Origin of the sequence: Mucilaginibacter sp. (genome assembly GCF_965277465.1) — a bacterium.
Lineage (GTDB): Bacteria > Bacteroidota > Bacteroidia > Sphingobacteriales > Sphingobacteriaceae > Mucilaginibacter.
This window is the reverse complement of sequence record NZ_CBDICW010000001.1, coordinates 894508-917010: the sequence shown is the minus strand read 5'-3', so window position 1 is coordinate 917010 and position 22503 is coordinate 894508. Positions and strand designations below refer to the sequence as shown.

Sequence of the window (22503 nt, the reverse complement as noted above, 5' to 3'; positions counted from 1 at the left end):
AATGAGTGAGGAAAGTTTAGTGAACGGGGAAGTAAAGGAAGAAGAAGAAAAGGTTTCGTACAGGTTTATGCTGCCGCTGGTGTTGGGCACCATGATGAATCCGTTAAACTCAACCATGCTGGCCACAGCATTGATCACGCTGTGCAATTCATTTAAAATAAGTATTGGTTCGGGGGCTATCTTAATTACCTCGCTGTACGTTACCTCAACCGTTGCGCAGCCGCTTATGGGGCGGCTGGCCGATATTTTCAGCCCCAAAAAGATCAATACGCTTGGGTTTGTGCTGGTATTTATTGCGGCCCTTATTGGTGTATTTGCCCCGAGCTTTGGCTGGCTCATAGTATCGCGCATTGTATTAGGCTTAGGTACATCGGCGGCCTATCCGTCGGCTATTGCGCTTATAAATAAAAAATACGCTAATGCACACAAAGCCGTGCCGGGCAGTGCATTGGGTATAGTAGCTATGTCGGGCCAGGTAAGTATGGTTTTTGGGCCGGTGTTAGGTGGGCTTTTAACACAATGGCTGGGCTGGCGGGGTATTTTTTTTATCAATATTCCCTGGGTAATTATATCTGTTTACCTGTCAAAATCAATTCCTGATTATAAACCCGCGGCAGCAAAAAAAGGTATTAGTTTATTTAAACGGCTTGATGCGGTGGGTATCATTCTGTTTAGCTTGTTCCTGCTTTCGCTTTTGTTTTTACTCATCCAGCACGAGTTTAACTGGCTGCATATAATACCTGTGGTTACCTTGCTTTTACTGCTCATACTTTGGGAGCGTAAACAGCAAAGCCCTTTTATTGATGTAAGGCTTTTGGCTAATAAACCTGCCTTATCTTTGGTTTATATCCGCTTTTTTATTCTTTGCTATATTTTATACCTCATTATGTATTCAATGCCGCAATGGTTGCAAGGGGTAAAAGATATACAACCAGCGGCAACAGGTTTAATTATGCTGCCCAACTCGGTTATGGCGCTTGTTTTTGGATTGCTGATAGCTAAAAGCAAAAACCTGTTTACGCAAAACTTATTGGGTACCCTTGCCCTGCTGGCTGGTTGTATCGGCTTGTTTTTTATTAATAAGCATGTAAGTGTTTTTTTTATAGTGGCCGTTTCAATGGTAATGGGTATAGCCGAGGGCATAAGTATAATTGCCAACCAGGCCCTGCTCAACAAGGAGGCACCTGCCGCACAAAAGGGGGTATCGTTTGGGTTGGTACGGACTTTTGGTTATTTGGGGGCAATTGTTTCGGGCTCGCAGCTAAAAGTGCTTTTTCACGATGGCATTACCGATCAAAGGTATCATGTATTGAGTTATTCAGCACTGTTTGCATGCGTGTTGATGGCTTTATTACTGATTCCGCTATGGTTAAGAAGATCGTTGCAGTCTGGTTAACCCTCAACAGGCAGGGTAAAGTAAAACGTGGAGCCAACACCGTTTTCACTTTCGGCCCATATTTTACCGTTATGGCGTTCAATTATTTCGGCACTCAGATACAGTCCTATCCCAAAGCCCGAAATATGCGAAGTATGCTTACTTTCAACCCGGTAATAGCGCAAAAATACTTTATCCAGGTCGCTTTGTTTTATACCCATACCTTCATCCTTGATACTTACCTGCACAAACCGGCCTGTTATTTTACAATTTATAGCTACCTGTTTGCCTTTAGGCGAATACTTCACAGCATTGCTGAGCAGGTTTGAAATAACGGAGCCAATTTTATCCCGGTCGGCAAAAATTTCAATTGGATCGCAAACGGATAAACTGATGGAGTGGGCAGCAGATGTAAGCCTGATCTCATCAATCATTTCATTGATCAGGTTATTAAGGTCGAACTTTTGTTTGGCGATCAGGATCTTGCCCGATTCAAGGCGGGAGATATTTAAAAACCCGTTGATCATGTTGCTCATCTTTTTCACCTGTATCCCGGCCTTGTCCATAGCCCCGGCAATAAACGCATTTTCGTTGTTTTTGAGCTTGGTATTTAATACCTGCACAATAGCAGTGAGCGATGTAAGCGGCGTTTTTAACTCATGGCTTACCATGCCAATAAAATCACTTTTGCGCTGTTCATCTATTTTTTGTTCGGTAATATCCATAACCACGCCCGAAAACGTAGTTAGTTTTCCATCATCATCGCGGGTAAGTTTCCCTACCGATCTTAGCCAAATCAGCCTGTTATCATCAAAGCGGTGCATGGTATAAGTAATATCATAAGTGCCGCCGTTATTGATGGCATTTTCAATATCAGTGATAATTTTATCGCGATATTCATCCGTAACCTGCCCAATGGCTTCGTCATAGGTCATCTCCTTATCCGGGTCATAACCAAATAGCTCCCGCAGCTTAACTGTGGTTTTTAGTTCTTTTGTTTCTGAATGGATAAACCAGGTACCCAGGTTAGCCGCCTCCAGGGCCAGGCGCAGGGTTTCTTCAGCACGTTCCACATCCTTGCGTGCATTTACCTGTTCGGTTACTTCATTAGCCACTACAATAATGCCCGACATCTTTCCTTCGGAATCTTTGAACGATTGGTTAATGAAATTGTAATAGCCTTCATCATGCCTGCCCTGCCTGTGCAAAATAACCTTTGCCTCACTGCCGTAATAAGTAGTACCCGATTGCAGCACATCCTTCATAATTTGCAGGTAAGGCTGGCCCTCAAGTTCAGGCAATGCTTTTAAAATCGGCTGGCCAATAACCGATCTGTCTTTATCCCACAGCTCCAAAAACTTATCGTTAATAACTTCCAAAACCATATCATCGCCGTTAAAAAGCCCCATAGCCACCGGCGCCTGCAAAATCATATTGCGGAAATTGGTTTCGCTTTCTATCAAAGCAGCAAACATTTTTTGCAGGCTTTGCTGTGTTTCGGCTAACTCTTCATTGGTGGCAGCCAGTTCCTCATTAGCCACAACCATCTCTTCGTTGATCGCCTGTAATTCGGCAATAAGCATCAGCCTGTCCTCATCGGCCTTTTTTTGTTCAGTAATGTCAATACACGAGCTGATATACCCTGCAAATGAACCGTCGGGATGAAAACGCGGCGGACCTTTGGCCAGCAGCCAGCGGTAATCTCCATTTTTACTCAACACCCTAAACTCGCCTGTAAAAGGCACTTTATTTCTAAATGCCGACAGATAAATATTTACATACCTTTCCCTATCGTCAGGATGCACTAGGTCAACCCAGCCAATTGACAGCAGGTCGGCAACTGATCTGCCGGTCATATCTGCCCAGGCTTTGTTAAAATAAATAGCATTGCTGGCTTCGTTGCCAACAGCTATCATAACATCGGTGCCCTCGGCCATTATCCGGAAACGTTCTTCGCTTTCCTCTATCTTTTTCCGGGCTAAAAACTGGTCGGTCACGTCAACCCCAATGGTTATTAATCCATTTATTTTACCATTAAGGTCAAAAAGTGCTTCATAAACAAAGTTGATGTAGGCGGTTTCTAATTTTCCCTGCCGTAATAGCTGAACAGGCATCTCCTCCGCCGAATACGGCTTCCCGGTTTGATAAACCTCATTAAGTAATTGTTGAATGCCTTGCAACTGCAGCTCGGGCATGGCTTCTAATATGGGTTTGTTTGCTACTGTATTAAAACTGCGGCCCCATAATTCAAGCGCACGCGAGTTGGCAATTTCAACCACATGATCCGGTCCTTTAAAAATGGCAATAGCTACGGGAGCCTGCAAAATAATTAAACGCAGGTTGCGCTCATTTTCTTTTACTTTTCTTTGCGATAAGGCTTCTGCCTCCATTGATAGCCGGAGCTGTTTATTGTTCTCCTCTAATGATTTAAGCGACAACACCTTTACTGTAGTTTCGGCACAGGCTACAAAAACCCCGGCAGGGGTACCTGACTCGTCCTTTACAGGGCTATAGCTAAACGTCCAGTAAACATCCTCCATTTTTCCGTTGCGGTAAATTGGTATCAACTGGTCTTCGCTCCAGGTTGCTTCATCGCCTGTAAGCGCTTGGTCAATTAATGGCTTTATTACTGGCCAAATTTCCTGCCAGCCCTCGGCTCCTGATGCACCTAAAAGCAAAGGGTGCTTACCATTATTGCCAAGGCTTGGCCTGTAAGCATCATTATAAAAGCATATATGCTGTGCTCCCCAAAATAAAAACATGGGGAATTTTGAATTTAAAATAATACTTAGCGTGGTTTTTAAGCTTTGCGGCCACGTTTCAGAGGGGCCTAAAATATTTTCAGACCAATTAAATGAGCGTGTAAGCTGCCCCATTTCACCGCCTCCAGACAAAAAAGAAAGGTCGGACGTGATAGACGGGGATTTATCTGGCATTGGTTAATATTTTGGTTGTATATATCCAAAAATAATATATTAATCGGTAAGTTAAGGCGAGATGAGAACTATATTAAGTATCGTATCTATTTGTTTTTTACTAAGCTTACATCATTTAAGTATTGAAACTGCCTTTAAAATTTAATAGTTACTTTTGTAGCGGTAGGCTTATCCAAAATAAGCCACACCCTTATTAATGGCCGAAAGTTCAAAACAACCATCCGCAGAAAAAGAAAGTCTACATCCACGCAATTTACACCGCGGCAGGTATAACCTTAAACAACTTTGTAAAAGCAGCCCCGAACTGGCGGCCTTTGTTTCAACAACGCCTAATAAAGAAAGCTCTATTGATTTTAGTGACCCTGAAGCTGTAAAAACATTAAACAAAGCGTTGTTAAAACATTTTTACGGCGTAAGTTTTTGGGATATTCCTGAAGGGTACCTTTGTCCGCCTATACCAGGCCGGGCAGATTATGTTCATTACATTGCTGATTTACTGGGTAACGGTAAAAAAAGCGATATCCCCAAAGGGCAAAAAGTAAATATTATGGATGTTGGCGTTGGTGCCAATTGTGTATACCCATTAATAGGCAATAGTGTTTACGGCTGGCATTTTGTGGGTACTGATATTGACAACCGGGCCATTAATGCAGCGCGGAAGATTGTTACCCAAAACAACCTTGATAACCGCATTGAGTGCCGCCTGCAAACTTATGCTACTGATATTTTTAAGGATATAATTAAACCTGGCGAAGTGTTTGATGCTACCATGTGTAACCCGCCCTTCCATTCCTCATTAAAAGAGGCGATGGCCGGAACTGTAAAAAAGTGGACCAACCTGGGCTTAAGCAAGGAGCAAAAACCAGTATTGAACTTTGGCGGCCAAAACGGCGAGCTGTGGTGCCATGGAGGCGAGGCTGCATTTATTAACCGGATGGCTGAGCAAAGTGCCCTGATACCTAAAACCAGCTTATGGTTTACCACCCTGGTATCAAAAAAACAAACCCTGCCCGGTATTTATAAAACGCTTGAATATGCAAAGGTGGCCGAAGTTAAAACTATCAGCATGGCGCAGGGCCAAAAGGTAAGCCGCATTGTTGCATGGACATTTTTTAGTGAAGAGGAACGTGCAGAATGGCGAAGCAAACGCTGGACAAAAGCATAAATAAACCCGCTGCTTTACCGCAATATAGTTACATACCCCGATAGTACCTGGTTAAATTGCTTGGTGTTAATTACGTAATAGTAAACTCCAACAGGTAATTGCTTGCCATTAAAGGTACCGTCCCAGGCTTTGGCATACCCAATTGAATGATAAACCTGGGTACCATAGCGGGTATAAATATCAACCGTGGCATCAGCGTAAGCTATTAATCCCGTTATAACCCAAAGATCGTTTACACCATCGCCATTAGGCGTAAAGGTATTATTGATGATCACCTCGGGCGATACCTTGATAAAGGCCGTATCACTGCTAACACATCCCCGGCTATCGGTTACGGTTAATCTATAGGTAATGTCAACATTGCCTGTTATAACAGGATTTTTTGCAGTGGCATCATTTATACCAATATTAGGCGACCATAAATACTTTACATTACTATCACTTACGGTTGGGGTTAATGTTATGGTTCGGCCATGCAGCACATACCTTGTTCCGCCGGCACTTACCGTTGGTGGCGGGGTAAATGTTACTTTCATACTATCGGTAGACAGGTCACACACCCCGGCATTGATAGCCAGCAGCGTTAACTCTACCGATCCGTTTTGCTCATCTGCCACACTTGGCATATAAACAGCATCTAACTGGGTAGCCGAGGGGCTAAAGGTTCCTGTTCCTGATGTGCTCCATTTGCCTCCGCCTGCAATAAGTACTTTACCGGCAAGCTGTACGGTTGTTGATTGCGAACAAATATCCTGATCAGGCCCGGCATCAACAGCCGGAAGTGGCCCGAATTTTACCGTAAGGCTGGATGTGGCAATGGTACAATCATCTTTACTGGTTGATGCTAAACTAAGCACAACCGATCCTGCTGCTTTATCGGCAGCTGATGGAATATATTGCGCATTCAGGTTATCGCTTGCAGGTAAAAATGTGCCGGTGCCGGCAGTTGTCCATATCCCGGTGGTGGTACCGCCTGATATTTTTCCATTTAGCGATACGGAGTTTACGCTAATACAAACAGTTTGATCAGGCCCTGCATTTGATACGGGCGGATCATTTACCGCAACGCTAACCGTATCGCTTAGGCTGGAGCAGCCATTAACCATGGCAACTAAAGTATAAGTACCCACATTTGCTTTGCTCACATTTGTAATATCGGGGTTTTGAGCTGTTGAGGTATAACCATTTGGGCCCGTCCATAAAAAAGTTGCATTTGGAATATTGCTGGCCCGTAAATGCACGGTGCTGCCCAAACATACCGGCGAATTTGCATTTGCAACAGGAAGCGGCACTACCGGGTTAAGCTGAACAGTATACAAAAACGGGGTGCCATCGCAACCGTTAACTATGGGTACAATGGTATAATAAACACCTGCGGGGTAGCTAACGGTACTGTTAAGGGTTTCATTAATAGTTACGGAGGTTTGATCGGTAACTGCAGGATTGGTTATATAGGGTAAAGCCCCCCTGCTCCAGCGGAAAGTGGCATTAGGTATATTTGATTTTATTACATAATCTTCGGCATACCCGCTACAGGCCGTAGTAAGTGCCGGGCTTGTAACTATTCCCTGCGGATTAACTGTAAAAACAAGGTTAAAAGTAGTACCTGTACATGTTGCGCTACTGCTGGTTATTACATAGGTAACATCAACTGGTGCATTGGTAGTATTATACAATACTTCTCTTATGGTGGCAGCGCTTTGTCCGCTTACCGGGGCATTACTTATACCTGTAACTGCAGCCCTGCTCCACGAAAAGTTAGTTCCGGGTGTGTTAAATACAATGTCGTAATTATCAGTAGCGCCATTACATATGGTTGCCTTTGCAGCACTTGTAACTGTTGGCGTTGGATATACCGTAACAATATAATTTAAAGCCGGCCCCGAGCAATTGCCAGACATAGGTGTAATAACATACGTTACGTTAATGGCTGCTCCCGTTGTATTTATAAGTGCTTCATTAATATTTGCTGATGTTTGTGCCGTTACAGCCGGATTACTTATGCCTGCTATTTGTGCCCGGCTCCATAAAAAGGTTGCTGTTGCTATATCAGCAGTAATAGTATAGTTCTGCGCATTGCCGCTGCAAATACTGCCTGTAGCGGCGCTGGTTATATTTGGCACCTGTGTTACTGTTAAATCAACTTTAGTAAGCGGGCTGGTACAGCCGTTTATTGATGCCCGCACATAATAGGATGTATTGGCCGAAATAGGCGGCGTTGTATAAGTACTGCTGGTTGATACCAGGTTACCTCCGGCAACGGCATCAAACCACTCAAAGGTACTCCCGGCAGTACTGGTTGCCGTGAGTGCGGCCGAGCTGTTTTGACAAACTATCTGGCTGGGGCAAACCGGGGCTGTTGCTGTTGCATTTACGGTAACAACCACAGTGGTACGGCCGCTGGTTAGTCCGTTTTTTGTTGTTTGTACATAATAATTAGTAGTTGTCAATAAGGGTGGCGTAGTGTAAACCGGCCCCGTTGCCAGTAATGTACCCCCTGTTGGTGCATCATACCATTGGTAGGTGCCGCCCGGCGCCGTTGCCGACAATGATGCCGGGCTGCCTGCACAAACAGAAGTACTTTGTGCGGTTGGTGTAAGCGGACCAGTTATAAAGCTAATAACTATCTGGGCCTGTTTTGCACCGCATGGCCCAGGCGGATCGGACGATGTTAAGGTAAGTATCGCCGTATTTTCACCAGAGCCCGGAGTATATACAGCATTAAGTGCTGATGAGCTGGAAAAAGAGCCAGTTCCGCCAGACCATGTTCCGGTTGTTGCGCCACTACTGATACTTCCATTTAACTGAACCGGGGTGCCCGTTATTACCGTTTGGTTTGGCCCGGCATTAACCAATACCCTATCAAAAATTGTTACAGTTGATGAAGCCACGCTTGACGGGCACTGCCCGCTGGCCAAAATGGTATTGGTTACCGTATAGGTACCCGCTTTGCTGGCAGCAAGATTTATTTCACCGGTGGTTGTATTTACAAATACCAGGCCTGCTGGTACTGCACTAAAGTTACCGAACGTAGCTAAATTGCCTGCCATTGGAAATGGATTTGCCCCATCCTGACAATATGGGCCATTATACGTAAATGTAGCATCAGTAGTGGTTACTATTGATATGATCGCACTTGTGGTTCCCGAGCAGGAGCCATTACTTACAAACGATACTACATATTTACCCGGCGTACTTGCAGCAATATTTATTTCGCCGGTAGTTGAGCTGTTAAAAACCAAACCGGCAGGGGCTGCGCTAAAAGTTCCGCCTGCGGGATCAATAATAGCAGGCGTTGGATTAGGGCTGCTGAAACAAAATGTACCCGAAGAGTACTGAAAACCAGGATTATATTTAGCATTTATAGTTACAGTTACCGCTGTACGGCCGCTGGAGCATGATCCTGCTGTATTTTGTATATAATAAGTTTTATTTGAGTTTAAAACGGGCGTATTGTAGGTGTTGCCTGTAAATAATAAATTGCCGCCGCCCGGTGCATCGTACCACTCTATTGTACCCGATGGCGCAGTTGCTGTTAAGCTTGCCGATGTATTTGGACAAATGGATACATTGCTTGCAGTTGGTGCCGGGGGCACAGGGTTTACATTAACCGTTACCGCTGTACGTGTGCTTGTACAGCCATTGGCCGATGACTCAACATAATACACGGTGGTAACCGTCAATGCCGGTGTTACAAATACCTGGGCATTTGATAATAAATTGCCTCCTGTTGCAGCATCATACCACGAATAATTATTAACTGCACCGTTTGCTGTAAGTATGGCTTGGCTGCCCGAACAAATTGTGGCATCGACAGCAGTTGGAGCTGCCACTACCGGAAGTATTGAAACGGTTACCGCTGTACGGGTACTGGTACAGCCGCCTATGGTAGTTTGTACATAATAAGTGGTATTGGCTACCAGTGCCGGTGTGGTATAGCTTGCTCCTGTTGATAATAAATTACCTCCAGTAACAGCATCAAACCATTGATAGGTGCCCCCCGGAGAGTTTGCCGTTAATGTTGCCGCAGATCCCGAACAAACAAAAGCGCCCGATACTGAAGGTGGTGTTACAGCTTTTTTTACAATAACGTTTACAGGGCTAAGCGCGCTGGTACAGGTGGCATTGACTGCCTGTACGTAATAGGTTGTTGAGTTGGTTAGTACCGGGGTTGTAAAAGTATTGCCGGTGGCAAGTAAGTTATTTCCCGAAGCAGAATCGTACCAGTTGTAAGTATCGGTAGGGGTTGCTGATGCGGTTAGTGTTATACTGGTGTTGTAACAGGTTGAATCTGTTTGTGATGCGGGTGTTTGTGGTAACGCATTTACGGTTACTGTAATAGGGGTACGGGAGCTGATACACCCATTATTGGTTGTTTGCGCATAATAAGTTGTTGTAGCTGTTAACGCTGGGGTTGTATAATCCGGGCTTGATATAAGCGAGGTGCCGCCAGTTGGCTGAGTAAACCAATCAACTACCCCCGCAGATACATCGGCATGCAAATTTGCAACAGACCCGGAACAGACAGACAAATTACTCCCAGTAGGGGGCTGCGGGGCTGCATTAACAAATACAGTTCCGGGGGTACGGGCGCTGGTACAGCCATTAACTATAGCAACAACATAATATGTTGTATTTGTATTTAAAGGCGGGGTGGTAAAGCTTTGGCTGTTACTAACAATATTACCGCCTGTAGCAGCATCATACCAGGTATAATTATTTCCGCCGTTAGCTGTTAATGTTGCCGTATTACCGGCACATATACCCACATTGGCAACAGTAGGGTTTCCGCTTAAAAAAACACTTACAGATGTTCGGGTACTTGTACATCCGTTTGATGTTGTTTGTACATAATAAGTAGTTGGTGCGGTAATTGGCGGGGTTGTAAAAGTAGCCCCGCTGGCTAAAAGATTACCGCCAACCGGCGAATCGTACCACTCGTATGAGCCACCGGGAGAGGTAGCCGTAAGGGTTGCACTACTGTTTAAACAAACAACAGCACTGTTGGCAACAGGGGCGCCAGGTGTTATAGCTGTAGTAACCGTAATATTTTTAGTAACCGGCTGGCAACCGGCTGTTTTATCACTTACAGTAACCGTATAAGTTCCTGCTTTATTTACGTTAATTGACGGGGTTGTTTCTCCCGTACTCCACGTAAAGGTAAAGGGTGCGGTACCGCCTGAGGTTGTTGCTGTTAAGGTTACGCTATTACCTGAGCAGATTGTTGGAGCTGATTGTGTTAAACTCACACTTAATGTACAGGATTGCCCATATCCCTTAAGTGACAATATTAAAAAAAAGAATATCAGCAGGCGTAACCTCATAAACTTTATCAAATATTTTAATGTTTCATATTATTTAAAACATACAGATACGGTTCACGACCTGCTAATATGATCATTATATATCCATTAATAAACCTTGTAATTGTTTAATTCCAAGGTACCCCTTATACGGAAATCGTTATAAAATTGTTCCGCAATAATGATCATGAGCCCTGATAACGTTATGTTTATTTATGATTTTAATATATAGCCTTTTTTCAAATAAGCTATATTTTTTCACAAGCACGGCTTTAATAAATAGCCGTTACTACTATTATGTCGTTTTATTAATTAAAAAATTTATCTTAAATATAGAGAAATAAAATTGTAATTATTAGTTAACACGCGAATATTCAGGAGGCGTGATATTTAAAACTAATATGTACAATAAACGCTAAAGCATTACTTCTGTAGCCCTGCTGGTTTTTATTGTCGTTCAAATTCATACTTTTGATGCTCATATACTTAACTTAATGAACAATTGGTTTAAACAAAACGGCATTCATTTAGCCATTATTGGGATCTTTTTAGCTATCAGCTTTATCTACTTTAATCCTGCTTTTCAGGGTAAAGTACTTAACCAGGGCGATGTGATACGTGCGCAGGCTACCCAAAAGGAAATTATGGATTACCATAGCCGGGACACCACTATATTGTGGACCAACCAGCTCTTCGGGGGTATGCCCGCCTTCCAGATCTGGACGCCTTATCCGCATAACATAACCTCATACGTGGTAAATGCGCTTAAAGCCACGTTTCCAACCCCAATTGATACCGTACTTTTGTTTTTGCTGGGCACTTACCTTTTGTTTTGTGTATTAAAACTAAATCCCTGGCTGGCAGGTGCAGGCGCCATAGCTTTTACCTTTTCAACCTATAATATTATTTTGCTGGATGCCGGGCATGCTAACCAGGCATTTGCCATAGCCTTTTTTGCACCAATATTAGCAGGTATACTATTAACGCTGCGCGGAAGATATTTACTTGGTGCGGCATTAACAGCATTCTTTTTAGCAATGGAGATTAGGGCAAACCATATCCAAATGACCTACTACCTGCTGTTTGCAGTAGCTATATTGGTTGGGGCTGAGTTATATCATGCCATCAAAACAAAAAACACAAGGCCGTTTACAAAAGCCATAATGTATTTAGGTGCAGCTACCCTTTTGGCATTGGCGGTAAACGCCTCCATGCTTTGGACCACCTATGAGTACGGGCTGGAAACCAATCGTGGTAAATCAAACCTAACCCAGCATACTACCGAGCCGGGCAACGGGTTAAGTAAAGAATACGCCTTTGCCTGGAGCCAGGGCGTTGGCGAAACCATGACCTTTTTGGTGCCCAATATGTACGGCAGCGGTTCGGTTGTTAAACTTGGCGATAACTCAAACATTGCACAGGCCCTCGGCGATAAAGGCATAGCGCCAGACCAGGTGCAGCAATATGCATCGCAGATAGCAGAATCGTTTTTATACTGGGGCGAAAAGCCGTTTACCGAGGGGCCTGTTTATTTTGGTGCCGTAATCTGTTTCTTTTTTGTGTTCGGGTTGATCTTTGTAAAAAACAGGCTCAAGTGGTGGCTGTTAGCTACCGTTGTGCTTACCACACTGCTGTCATTCGGAAAGAATTTTTCTTTATTGTCTGATCTGTTTTTTAATTACTTCCCGCTGTATAATAAATTCAGGTCGGTTGACTCTATTTTGGGTATAACAGGCCTATGTTTTGCCATGCTTGCCCTGTTGGCCATTAACGAGATAATTACCGCAAAAGATAAAGCGCCCGCTTTAAAAAAGGCATTGCTTGCATTTTATATTACAGGTGGCATTACCCTGTTGATCGGCTTACTGCCCGATCTTTTCTTTTCGTTCAGGAACAGTTCAAACCAGGGAATGGTTGATCAGCTTACCCAGTTTTTCCGCGGTGATACAGCATTGGCCAATTCAATAGCTAACGCCGTAGTGCAGGATCGTATTTCATTTGCACGCATGGATGCCCTGCGCTCGTTTGTTTTTATAGCCATAGCTTTTGGTTTGCTATGGGCATTTATCAAGCAAAAAATAAATGCCAATGTGCTTTCAATGGTGTTGTTTGTATTGGTATTGGTTGATTTATGGAGCGTTGACAAGCGTTTTTTAAACGACGACCATTTTAGCGCCAGGGAGGATGTACAAGCCCCTAAGCCCCGTGATGTTGATAATGCCATTAACCAGGATAAAGACCCGGACTACCGAGTGCTTGACCTATCAGGCGGCGATCCTTTTACCAATGCAAGTACATCTTACTTTCACAAGTCGATAGGTGGGTATCACGCTGCCAAGCTTAAGCGTTATGATGAATTACAATCGAGCCAGTTTAGCCAAAACCTTAATCAAAACGTTTTGAATATGCTGAACACCAAATATATTATCACGGCTGATGCGAAAACACAAAGCCCGGTGGTGCATACCAATTATACGGCATGTGGCCATGCCTGGTTTGTAAAAGACATCAGGTTTGTAAAGGGTGCTGATGCCGAAATGCAGGCCATTACCAGCTTTGATGCAAAGAATTTAGCTATTGTTGATCAGCAGTACGGCCAATTAGCCAGCGAAAAAGGTGTTACTACAGATACCGCAGGGACGATAAAACTAATCAGCTACAACCCCGATCATTTGGTTTATCAAAGCAGCACCACAACGCCGCAGATTGCCGTATTCTCAGAGATCTATTATAGCAAAGGCTGGAAGATGCTGGTTGACGGGCAGGAGAAACCTTATTTCCGTGCTGATTATTTATTGCGTGCAGCACCTATCCCGGCAGGAAGTCACAAGATTGAGTTTATTTTCCACCCGGCATCCTACTATACCGGCGAAAGCATTTCGCTTGCAGGTTCGGCATTGTTAATATTAGCATTAGCCGGCGCTGTTTATGTAGAAACGAGAAAAAAGGGGCTTAAGGCGTAGTAAGCCCTTAGTTAATCGTGCGGGATCGGCTTTTAGTTTTCAGACCTCCTCCCTGGAGGGGGAGCGCAAGGATTGTGAAGTGGATGGGGTGGGTTATTCTACAACATGCATCTATTCATAAACACACCCCTCCACCCCTCTCAAAAGGGGAATCGCACAGGGCCTGGCACTTCTCAGCGTTTATGATTTATCCAGCACATCTTCAGCGGCCTCGGCTATTTCAGGTTCAATGATGTTCTTTTTAGGAAAGTTGAAAAGTAAGGAAGTGATCACCGGGATCAGGAAAATGGAAACCGTAAATACCGAAGTAATGATATCGGCCTTTTCACCTTCCATCATTTTTGAAAAGGTTGCATCCGGATAAAAGTGAATGTAAATAGACGAGCTTAGTTTTATCCCCAAAACGCCGATCACTATAAAGGCTACGGTTTCTAAAAAAGTAAATTTCTCCATCAGCTTAACAAATGCCTGCGCTACAAAACGCATAGCGAGGATCCCGATAAATACGCCAATGTAAATTAAAACTACATGATCGGTAAAGGCAACGGCTGCAAATACGTTATCTATCGAAAAGGCAAGATCCATCAGCTCAACAATAGCTACAGTAGCCCAAAACACGCCAAACACACCAACAGTGCCTTTGTAAAGCCAGTTCTGGCTCTTATCAATTGATTCATCGCCACCGCCGTTGGCGGCCTGTATTTTGCCCTTAAAATAGTTGAAAGCCAGGTATAGCAAGTATAAGCCACCTATAGGTTTTAGCCACCAGATCTTCACCAGCCACGACGCAAGGAACAAACAGGCGCCCCTTAATACGTATGCACCGATAATACCATAGCGTAAGGCCCTGCTGCGTTGCGGCTTAGGCAGATCGAGCACCATGGTGGCCAATACTGCCGCATTATCAACCGAGAGCAAGCTTTCAATTACTATCAGGTTTAAAATAATAAGCAGGCCCGCTTTAATATCGCTGCCCAAAATCTGGTGTAAAAAATCCATATAGATCAGATAATATCTGTGTTTAACATTGTTTTTAAAATATTGGCCTGTATATCAACATTGCTCAGGTTTTGCAAAAAGTTAATATCCTCAATCTTTTTATAATCTTCGGCTAACAGGGTCTTAATTTCGGCAGGCATATTAGCTTTCATGGCCGCTGCGCTGCTTTGCAATTTATCATTCTTGTTTTTTAATTCCTGGATCAGATTTTCTTTTTTCGACAGATTGTTGGTCCAGTCGATAGTGTTGATCTTGGTAATATCGCAAAATAGAAATAAATTACCGGAGGGAAAATATAAAAAATGCCGGTCGGTATCTACAAACTTGTATACCTCAATTATCTGGCTGCCCGTTTTTAGCCCGCAGAAAAACTCGGTTTTAAAATCATACTTACACAATAAGCCCATCAGCTTTTTCTGAATGGTAGCATAGCTGTTTTTATAAACTTCGGCAGGGTTATAAGTGATCAGGTCATCAAAAAGACCGGGCTCAATAGCGTAAAAAAAGTCGGCCGCAAAGCGGGAACTGAATGCATTGATGTTTTTTGAAAAAGGGCTGTCGGTTGAATCGTCAGACAATACCTGGAACAGTTTGCGCAGCGAAAGATTGATCTTTAACGATTGCCGCTGTTTATCAAGGTTATAATTACCTTCGGTATAAACAGCATCATTCAGCTTATCAATCATCTCCTTGTTTAGCTGTATCTCGTCAAAAAGCAGGCTTATATTGTTCTCGTTGTTCTTTTTTATTTTGCGAAGCAGGTCAATCAGGCTTGCCGTAAATTGCAGGTGAAAAAGATCCAGCTTGTTAATATCCAGGTCGGGATTGGTTTCAAACAGCTTATGAATAACCTGGCTGCGCAGGTAAATTTTATAAATAATATCCTCGCTAAAATAAACAGAAAGCAATTGCAGCTTGCTGAGCATGCGGTTACTAGCATTTAAAATATTTAGCCGGTTTTCATCCATTAATATACAACCCCATAAGCCTTAATCAAAATTACAAAAAATTATGAGGCTAATGGTAAAGTTAAGCCCTAGTAACAGTTAAAAGTGGCCCTCATTATATTAAATGCCAACCTGTAGAGGTAAAATACTATCAGGTTTTGTCAAAAACCCGTTACAACCATCATAATTACATTTATAGGGTATGTTATGTGCGGTGCTTAATTATTTCAGATTATATTTGGCTTTTATAGGTTAAAACAACGTTCCGTATTCAGCAAATGAAGAAAATATTTATCGCCATTCTTAGCTGTTCAACGCTCATCGCGACAGCACAAACCCAACAGCCCGAAAACCTGGTTCAATACGTTAAGCCTATTATTGGCACGCAGCGTATGGGGCACGTTTATCCCGGTGCTACCGTTCCTTTCGGCATGGTTCAGTTAAGCCCTGAAACAGATACGGCCAGCTATGAGCTTAACGGCCATTACAATCCGGATGTTTACAAATACTGTGCAGGCTACCAGTACGATGATAAAACCATTGTAGGTTTTAGCCATACGCACTTTAGCGGTACCGGGCACTCTGACCTTGGCGACTTTTTAATTATGCCTACCGTAGGTAAACTGCAACTAAACCCGGGCCTTGCCAATAAACCGGGAAGTGGTTACAGGTCGGCTTTTTCACATTCCAACGAGGTGAGCGATGCCAATTACTATAAAGTTAAGCTTGATGCCAGCGGTATAATTGCCGAAATGACCACCAGCACACGCGTAGGTTTCCACCAGTACACCTTCCCAAAATCAGATAACGCGCATGTTATCTTAGATCTGATGGCCGGTATCTACAACTATCCGGATAAAAACGTGTGGACCTACCTGCGTATGGTTAATGACAGCACGGTGGTGGGTTACCGCTCAACCAATGGCTGGGCACGTACCCGCACATTGTATTTCGCCATGACGTTTAATAAACCATTTATACAGATGGGTTATAAAAACTACAGCAAGCGCGAAGTATACGGTGGCTTTTGGGGCAAATTTGCCCGCGAAAAAAACTTTCCGGATCTGGCAGGCCGACAGCTAAAAACTTACTTTGATTTTAAGACTGAAGAGGGCGAAAAAATAAAGATAAAGTTTGCCATATCGCCGGTAAGTATTGATGGCGCATTAAACAACATGCATACTGAAATACCGGGATGGGATTTTGATAAGGTTAAAAACGATGGCCAGGCACAATGGGAAACCGAACTGCATAAAATTGTTATTGAAGGCAGCAAAGATGATAAGCTGAACTTTTATACTTCCATGTACCACGCCATGATAAACCCAACCATTTATATGGATGTGGATGGACAGTACAAAGGATTAGATCAAAATATACACAAAGCTGAAGGTTTTACCAATTATACTACCTTTAGTTTGTGGGATACGCACCGCGCCCTGCATCCGCTGTTTAACATCATCGATCCGAAAAGAAATTCGGACATGGTCCAATCCATGATGGCGCACTTTGATCAAAGCCCGGAGCACATGCTGCCTATATGGAGCAACTCGGCTAACGAAAACTGGTGTATGAGCGGCTATCACAGCGTTTCAGTTTTGGCTGATGCCGTGGTTAAAGGCAATGCCCCCTTTGATGCCAACAAGGCTTTGATGGCTTGCGTAACAACCGCACGCCACCGCAGTTATGAGGGTATTGGTTACTACATGGATATGGGTTATATTCCTGATGAAAAGGATGGCAACTCGGTGTCATCAACATTAGAGTATGCTTATGACGATTGGTGTATAGCACAAATGGCTAAAAAACTGAATAACCAGCCAATTTATGATGAGTTTATAAAACGCTCACAGAACTGGAAAAACGTGTACGACCCTAAAAGTGGTTTTATGCACCCTAAGCTAAGCGACGGCACCTTCCGTAAAGCGTTTGATCCGTTCACTACCATTAACCAGGGTTTTATTGAGGGCAATGCCTGGAACTATACCCTTTATGTTCCGCATGATCCGGTTGGATTAATACAAACTATGGGTGGTAATAAACGCTTTATTACTTATGTAGACAGCTTGTTTAGCTATAACCTGCCCGATAAATATTTTGCTGAAACCGAGGATATTACCAAAGACGGTATAATTGGTAACTATGTGCATGGTAATGAGCCATCGCACCAGGTTGCTTACCTGTACGACTGGACCGACAAGCCCTGGAAAACGCAGGAAAAGATCCGCATGATACTACCTAAAATGTACAAGCCTACCCCTGATGGCTTAGGTGGTAATGATGATACCGGCCAAATGAGTGCCTGGTACATATTCAGCTCCTTAGGCTTTTACCCGGTTGCCCCGGCATCAGACCAATATGCCATAGGCAGCCCGGCAGTTCACCACGCCGTGATACAGGTTGGCGATGGTAAAACCTTTACCGTAAACGTGAAGAACCAAAGCGATAAAAATGTTTTCATTCAAAAAATAACCCTTAACGGGCAGCCACACAATACTATGTTTTTAAGCCATGCAGATATTATGAATGGCGGCGAAATAACCTTTGTTATGGGGCCTAAGCATAAATAAGCATAGGGTATCCCAATAAGTAATTTAGGCTAACAACAAAGCGCCGCTATGCAGAATCTGCATAGCGGCGCTTTACTTTTATTGATAAAGAAGATTTAAAATAACACTACTTTACGGTAACAACGGCAGCGCTACCGGCAGGCACTTTAACGGTAAATGTATTTTTAACAACCCGGTATTGTTCGGGTTCCCCTGCTGTAAAGTTACCATCGGCATCTACGGCGCTGCCTGCAAAGGTAATGCCTGTTTTTGCGGTTATAGATGGCGCCATAAGCCTTGCAACTCCTACGGAAGTTGCCGATTTGCTTAGTTGTATGGCAAAGGTAATATCCTTATTAACCTCTTTATTTATCAGGGTAATGCTGTAAGTATTGCCTGTGTTTTCGCAAGCGTAAACGCTGCAGTTCTCTTTTGGCTGAACCGGAAATGTTGCGGGTATAATTGTAGCATTGGTAGCAGCATATTTAAAGGCCAGCATAGCATAATACTCCGGCTTGGGCGTAAATACACCATTTTCACCGGCCACCGGCGAATAAATGAAGTTACTGCCACCGCCATGAAAATTTACACCCTGCCCGTTATATTCGGCTACTGTCCACATAAAATCCAAAGCCCATAATGAGGATGCAAAAACATCACTCACTCCCGGTTTACCATGCCCCCAGATGCTGTTACATTCTGAAATGCGGAAAGGCAAATTATGGGCGGATGCTATTCCGCTAAATGCTGTTAAATAATCTTTAAGCTTGTTTTGCGGCGATAATATATCATCACAGGTTATTAACGGATCAGAAGCCGGGCCCTTAACATAAAAATGTGCATCAAGGAGTTTTATACTACCCCGTTCATTCTTAACAAATGCCTTTAACCAACCCGGATCAAAGGGCGTAATATCGGGGCCTGCAAAAGGCGCGTTAGGCACAGCTTTACGCACAGTACTCAGGTAGGTATCCCACTCTTTTTGATATTGAGGATAGTGGTAACTATCGGGCCTCAATTTTCTGAAAAACACATTGGGCTCATTGCCTGATTGAAAAGCAAAAAGATCACCCTTTAACTTATTATGTACATAGCGTGCTTCATTAGCTGCTTTAGCAGGGTTGTAATGCCCCAGGTTTAAGCCAAATAAAACATGCCAGCCTGTAGCATGGGCAAAGGCAGCCAAATGATCAATATCGGTAGTGGTAATAGAATCTGCCGTAGTTTTATCAGTTCGTGCCTTGCCTGTCCATATAGTTTCATCGCTGCTATCGCCACCAATACGCAGTATGCCGGGGCCAAGGTTTTTTATCAGCTGGATAAGTACTTTGTTATTTACGTTTAAAAAATCGGGGTTTTCGGCAAGCATGCCTGTTTCATAGCTAAAGCCCTGAAATGTTGAAGGAATATTAATGCCCTTTTGGCTTTGGTCAATAAAAACGGCAACGGGCGAACTACTACCTGTATTTGCCGGATTACCGGCAACCGGGCTTAAATAAGGCGTAGAAAGTTCTTTTCTGCAGCCTGATAAAATGATCACCATAGTAATGGTGAACAACAGTTTATTCATTTAATTAGTGAAAAGGCAATCAAAACGTAACAAAAATATTACGGATGCAAAATAACCTAAAATTTATCAATCAAAAAATCTTTGAAAGGTAATATTTTAGGTATAGCAGTCTGTTCAACAGGCTAAATTTTAAACAGTTGTTAATAAGCTAAAGGCTAAACCCTGGTAAATCAGCCTGCCATATAATGCATTTCGCGGGTGGTAAGCTGGTTCACCATATCTTTTAAAATAGTACGGGCACGGTGCAGGTTAGTGCGCGATAAAAGTTCGGTGATCCCTAATTTACTCCCAATCTCCTGGTGCGAATATCCCTCAATAGCATACATATTAAATACTGAACGGTACATCTGCGGTAATTTCTGGATCATTTTCAGCAGATCTTTAGCTTCCAGCCCATGTGCATTATAGCCGCCGCTGCTCAAAGCATTTTCAGTTTCGGTAAAATCCTCAACAAGCACCATTGGTTTTAATTTGCGGTAGCGCGATATGGCACAATGAACCATAATTCGGCGTATCCAGCCTTCAAGGTTACCCTCGCCACGGTAATTGTGTGCATTCTTAAACATTTTTATAAAACCCTCTTGTAAAATATCCTGGGCTTCGTCTTTATCGTGGGCATAGCGCATGCAAACAGCAAGCATTCTGGGTGCTAAGGTTTTATATAACAGCTCCTGTTGTTTACGGTCGTTTTTTAAGCAACCTTCCCACATTTGGGTTAAACGTATATCGGTAGTCATGATCTTTATTGTTTTACATAGCCATGCCAATATTGATACCTATAATATAAATACCTGATTATAAATAAATTAAAAATAAGCCAATCTACGAAACCGTTCGTTTTCGTACAGTTAATGTATGCTTGCGGACGATTTTACGCGTATAAACGGTGCAGGTAATGGCAAAAGCAAAAGTTCGCTGCTCCAAAATTTCCCATGAAAGAAAGGGGCTCCGGTCAAAAAAATTTGCCCTCGCTGTAAATCCTATTTTAAATTAATTACGTAATAACCTTTAATAAACATTACCATTATGAAGGCAATAAGCATCTTACTGATAAGTTTTTTAACTTTTTTTTCAGACTCGCCCAATAAAACGGTCGACCGTGTTGACAGTAAAAAATTTGCAGGTACCTGGTACTCGCTGTACTCTATCCCTACTATGTTTGATAAGGGCAGCCGCGAAACTACCACGCATTATACCTTAAATAAAGATGGTTATTACGATGTGGTAACCACTTGCAAAAAAAATGACCAGGGCGATATCCGCACCGTAAAATCAAAAATATTCAGGGTTGACGGTACCACAAACGGCGAAATGAAAGCGCAGTTTATTTGGCCAATTAAGGTTGATTACTGGGTAATAGACCTTGCACCCGATTACTCATGGGCAGTAGTAGGCCACCCCGATCATCGCTTTTTATTCATCATGAGCCGCAAGCCCGAAATGGATAAAACCCTGCACGATGAGATTGTAGCTAAATGTAAAGCGATGGGCTATCCCGTTGAAAAACTGGTGTCTCAGCAGTTTCCGGGTGCTAAATAATATACATATTTTATAAGTTTATGGGTTATTCGGATCATTATAACTGATCTTAATTCGCCTGTTTGTTAGTACCGACAGTCCCTTTCCTTATTTATCTCGGTAAATTGAACCTTTTTATTATTTTTGTCAAAAACCAACAAACAATGAGCGAACTCATTAAAAAACAAGTTACTGAAGCCAAAGCCAATATGGATAGGGCTATAGATCATTGCGATAACGAATTAAATAAAATACGGGCGGGTAAAGCAAGCCCTTCAATGCTGGATGATATTGTGGTTGATTACTATGGTAGTCCGACACCATTGAGCCAGGTAGGTAGTGTTAACACACCCGATGCACGTACCATTGTAGTACAGCCCTGGGAAAAATCATTACTGAGCGCTATTGAAAAAGCCATTATGGAAGCTAACCTGGGTGTTAACCCGCAAAATGATGGTGTAATTATCCGTATCAATGTTCCACCTTTAACCGAAGAGCGCCGCCGCGACCTGGTTAAAAAAGCAAAGGGCGAGGCAGAAACCGGTAAAATTGCTATCCGTAACATTCGTAAGGATGCCAACGAAAAAATCAGGAAACTGAAAACTGAAGGTGTATCAGAAGATGAAATGAAAACTGGCGAAGGTGAAATTCAAAAATTAACCGATGCTTATATCATTAAGGTTGATGTACTTTCTGAAGCTAAAGAAAAAGATATTATGACGGTTTAAATAACCGTGTTTTGATATTCAAGAGCCATTCCGCAAAAACGGAATGGCTTTTTTGTTTATCAGTGTCTTTTTTTAAAGCGCTTGGCTCCGTGCGATCCTTCCCCGGGGAAGGGAAGGTAGGGGTTTATGCGTTGAAAGGGTATTTTCTGGTAAATGAAATCATCGTCCCGCTCATAGCCGCGGAGGCTTAGTTACTTTCCCTTAGATGGAAAGTAACCAAAGATCAAGTCAGAAAAAAGCTTTCCCCCGCAGGCCATACTCCCTGGCCCGCTTTTCTGACAGGCCTTTGCCCGCTTTTCATTTGCATGCGCATGTTATAGAGTTTATTGAATTAGCTTTCAAGTCCTCTCCTTTGGAGAGGATTTAGGTGAGGCCTTTCCCCTCAGCAGACCAGCTTGGGCCGAAAGCAGGTATAACAGTGAAGGCCTTAAGGGAGGCCGGGGTATAGCA

The 22503-nt window shown here is 43.1% G+C and carries 12 protein-coding genes; 6 read left to right on the top strand and 6 right to left on the bottom strand.

Annotated elements, in window-relative coordinates; all coding sequences use genetic code 11:
- The first annotated feature begins 1 nt into the window (after window position 1).
- Entirely contained in the window at window positions 2–1396 is a 1395-nt protein-coding gene (locus ACQY4U_RS04235) for an MFS transporter (RefSeq protein ID WP_428328145.1), read from the top strand.
- On the opposite strand, the gene ACQY4U_RS04230 is transcribed toward ACQY4U_RS04235, so the two are convergent.
- Window positions 1393–4311, bottom strand: a complete 2919-nt coding sequence (locus ACQY4U_RS04230; protein WP_428328144.1) for a PAS domain S-box protein — start codon at window positions 4309–4311, stop codon at window positions 1393–1395. The genes ACQY4U_RS04235 and ACQY4U_RS04230 overlap by 4 nt on opposite strands.
- Before the next feature lie 196 nt (window positions 4312–4507).
- Here ACQY4U_RS04230 and rlmF point away from each other — a divergent pair, with 196 nt between their 5' ends.
- A complete protein-coding gene (gene rlmF / locus ACQY4U_RS04225; protein WP_428328143.1) occupies window positions 4508–5476 on the top strand; it encodes a 23S rRNA (adenine(1618)-N(6))-methyltransferase RlmF in 969 nt (322 codons plus the stop codon).
- Between the two features lie 14 nt (window positions 5477–5490).
- Here rlmF and ACQY4U_RS04220 read toward each other — a convergent pair whose 3' ends face one another.
- The gene (locus tag ACQY4U_RS04220; protein ID WP_428328142.1) at window positions 5491–10800 is read right to left on the bottom strand and encodes a PKD-like domain-containing protein; all 5310 of its coding nucleotides are present in this window, start codon (window positions 10798–10800) and stop codon (window positions 5491–5493) included.
- Between the two features lie 473 nt (window positions 10801–11273).
- Here ACQY4U_RS04220 and ACQY4U_RS04215 point away from each other — a divergent pair, with 473 nt between their 5' ends.
- The gene (locus ACQY4U_RS04215; RefSeq protein WP_428328141.1) at window positions 11274–13742 is read left to right on the top strand and encodes a YfhO family protein; all 2469 of its coding nucleotides are present in this window, start codon (window positions 11274–11276) and stop codon (window positions 13740–13742) included.
- Window positions 13743–13922: 180 nt separating this feature from the next.
- Here ACQY4U_RS04215 and ACQY4U_RS04210 read toward each other — a convergent pair whose 3' ends face one another.
- Complete coding sequence (locus tag ACQY4U_RS04210; RefSeq protein WP_428328140.1) at window positions 13923–14741, bottom strand: TerC family protein; 819 nt, start codon at window positions 14739–14741, stop codon at window positions 13923–13925.
- A 5-nt stretch (window positions 14742–14746) separates the two neighbouring features.
- On the bottom strand, window positions 14747–15709 hold the full coding sequence (locus ACQY4U_RS04205; RefSeq protein ID WP_428328139.1) for a hypothetical protein: 963 nt from the start codon (window positions 15707–15709) through the stop codon (window positions 14747–14749).
- 257 nt (window positions 15710–15966) lie between these two features.
- On the opposite strand from ACQY4U_RS04205, the gene ACQY4U_RS04200 reads away from it, so the two are divergent.
- Window positions 15967–18258, top strand: a complete 2292-nt coding sequence (locus ACQY4U_RS04200) for a GH92 family glycosyl hydrolase (RefSeq protein WP_428328138.1) — start codon at window positions 15967–15969, stop codon at window positions 18256–18258.
- Between the two features lie 106 nt (window positions 18259–18364).
- On the opposite strand, the gene ACQY4U_RS04195 is transcribed toward ACQY4U_RS04200, so the two are convergent.
- Together ACQY4U_RS04195 and ACQY4U_RS04190 are read right to left on the bottom strand one after the other, a co-directional pair.
- Entirely contained in the window at window positions 18365–19807 is a 1443-nt protein-coding gene (locus ACQY4U_RS04195) for a glycosyl hydrolase family protein (protein ID WP_428328137.1), read from the bottom strand.
- Window positions 19808–19977: 170 nt separating this feature from the next.
- Window positions 19978–20544, bottom strand: a complete 567-nt coding sequence (locus ACQY4U_RS04190; protein WP_428328136.1) for an RNA polymerase sigma factor — start codon at window positions 20542–20544, stop codon at window positions 19978–19980.
- Window positions 20545–20833: 289 nt separating this feature from the next.
- Between ACQY4U_RS04190 and ACQY4U_RS04185 the strand changes: the two genes are divergently transcribed.
- Together ACQY4U_RS04185 and frr are read left to right on the top strand one after the other, a co-directional pair.
- Complete coding sequence (locus tag ACQY4U_RS04185) at window positions 20834–21346, top strand: lipocalin family protein (protein ID WP_428328135.1); 513 nt, start codon at window positions 20834–20836, stop codon at window positions 21344–21346.
- 143 nt (window positions 21347–21489) lie between these two features.
- Entirely contained in the window at window positions 21490–22053 is a 564-nt protein-coding gene (gene frr, locus ACQY4U_RS04180) for a ribosome recycling factor (RefSeq protein ID WP_428328134.1), read from the top strand.
- The last annotated feature ends 450 nt before the right edge of the window (window positions 22054–22503 follow it).

Coding starts and splice junctions, on each gene's coding strand:
- ACQY4U_RS04205 (WP_428328139.1), bottom strand. CDS start 15,709: ATGGATGAAAACCGGCTAAATATTTTAAATGCTAGTAACCGCATGCTC.
- ACQY4U_RS04185 (WP_428328135.1), top strand. CDS start 20,834: ATGAAGGCAATAAGCATCTTACTGATAAGTTTTTTAACTTTTTTTTCA.
- ACQY4U_RS04200 (WP_428328138.1), top strand. CDS start 15,967: ATGAAGAAAATATTTATCGCCATTCTTAGCTGTTCAACGCTCATCGCG.
- rlmF (WP_428328143.1), top strand. CDS start 4,508: ATGGCCGAAAGTTCAAAACAACCATCCGCAGAAAAAGAAAGTCTACAT.
- ACQY4U_RS04230 (WP_428328144.1), bottom strand. CDS start 4,311: ATGCCAGATAAATCCCCGTCTATCACGTCCGACCTTTCTTTTTTGTCT.
- ACQY4U_RS04210 (WP_428328140.1), bottom strand. CDS start 14,741: ATGGATTTTTTACACCAGATTTTGGGCAGCGATATTAAAGCGGGCCTG.
- ACQY4U_RS04190 (WP_428328136.1), bottom strand. CDS start 20,544: ATGACTACCGATATACGTTTAACCCAAATGTGGGAAGGTTGCTTAAAA.
- ACQY4U_RS04215 (WP_428328141.1), top strand. CDS start 11,274: ATGAACAATTGGTTTAAACAAAACGGCATTCATTTAGCCATTATTGGG.
- ACQY4U_RS04195 (WP_428328137.1), bottom strand. CDS start 19,807: ATGAATAAACTGTTGTTCACCATTACTATGGTGATCATTTTATCAGGC.
- frr (WP_428328134.1), top strand. CDS start 21,490: ATGAGCGAACTCATTAAAAAACAAGTTACTGAAGCCAAAGCCAATATG.
- ACQY4U_RS04235 (WP_428328145.1), top strand. CDS start 2: ATGAGTGAGGAAAGTTTAGTGAACGGGGAAGTAAAGGAAGAAGAAGAA.
- ACQY4U_RS04220 (WP_428328142.1), bottom strand. CDS start 10,800: ATGAGGTTACGCCTGCTGATATTCTTTTTTTTAATATTGTCACTTAAG.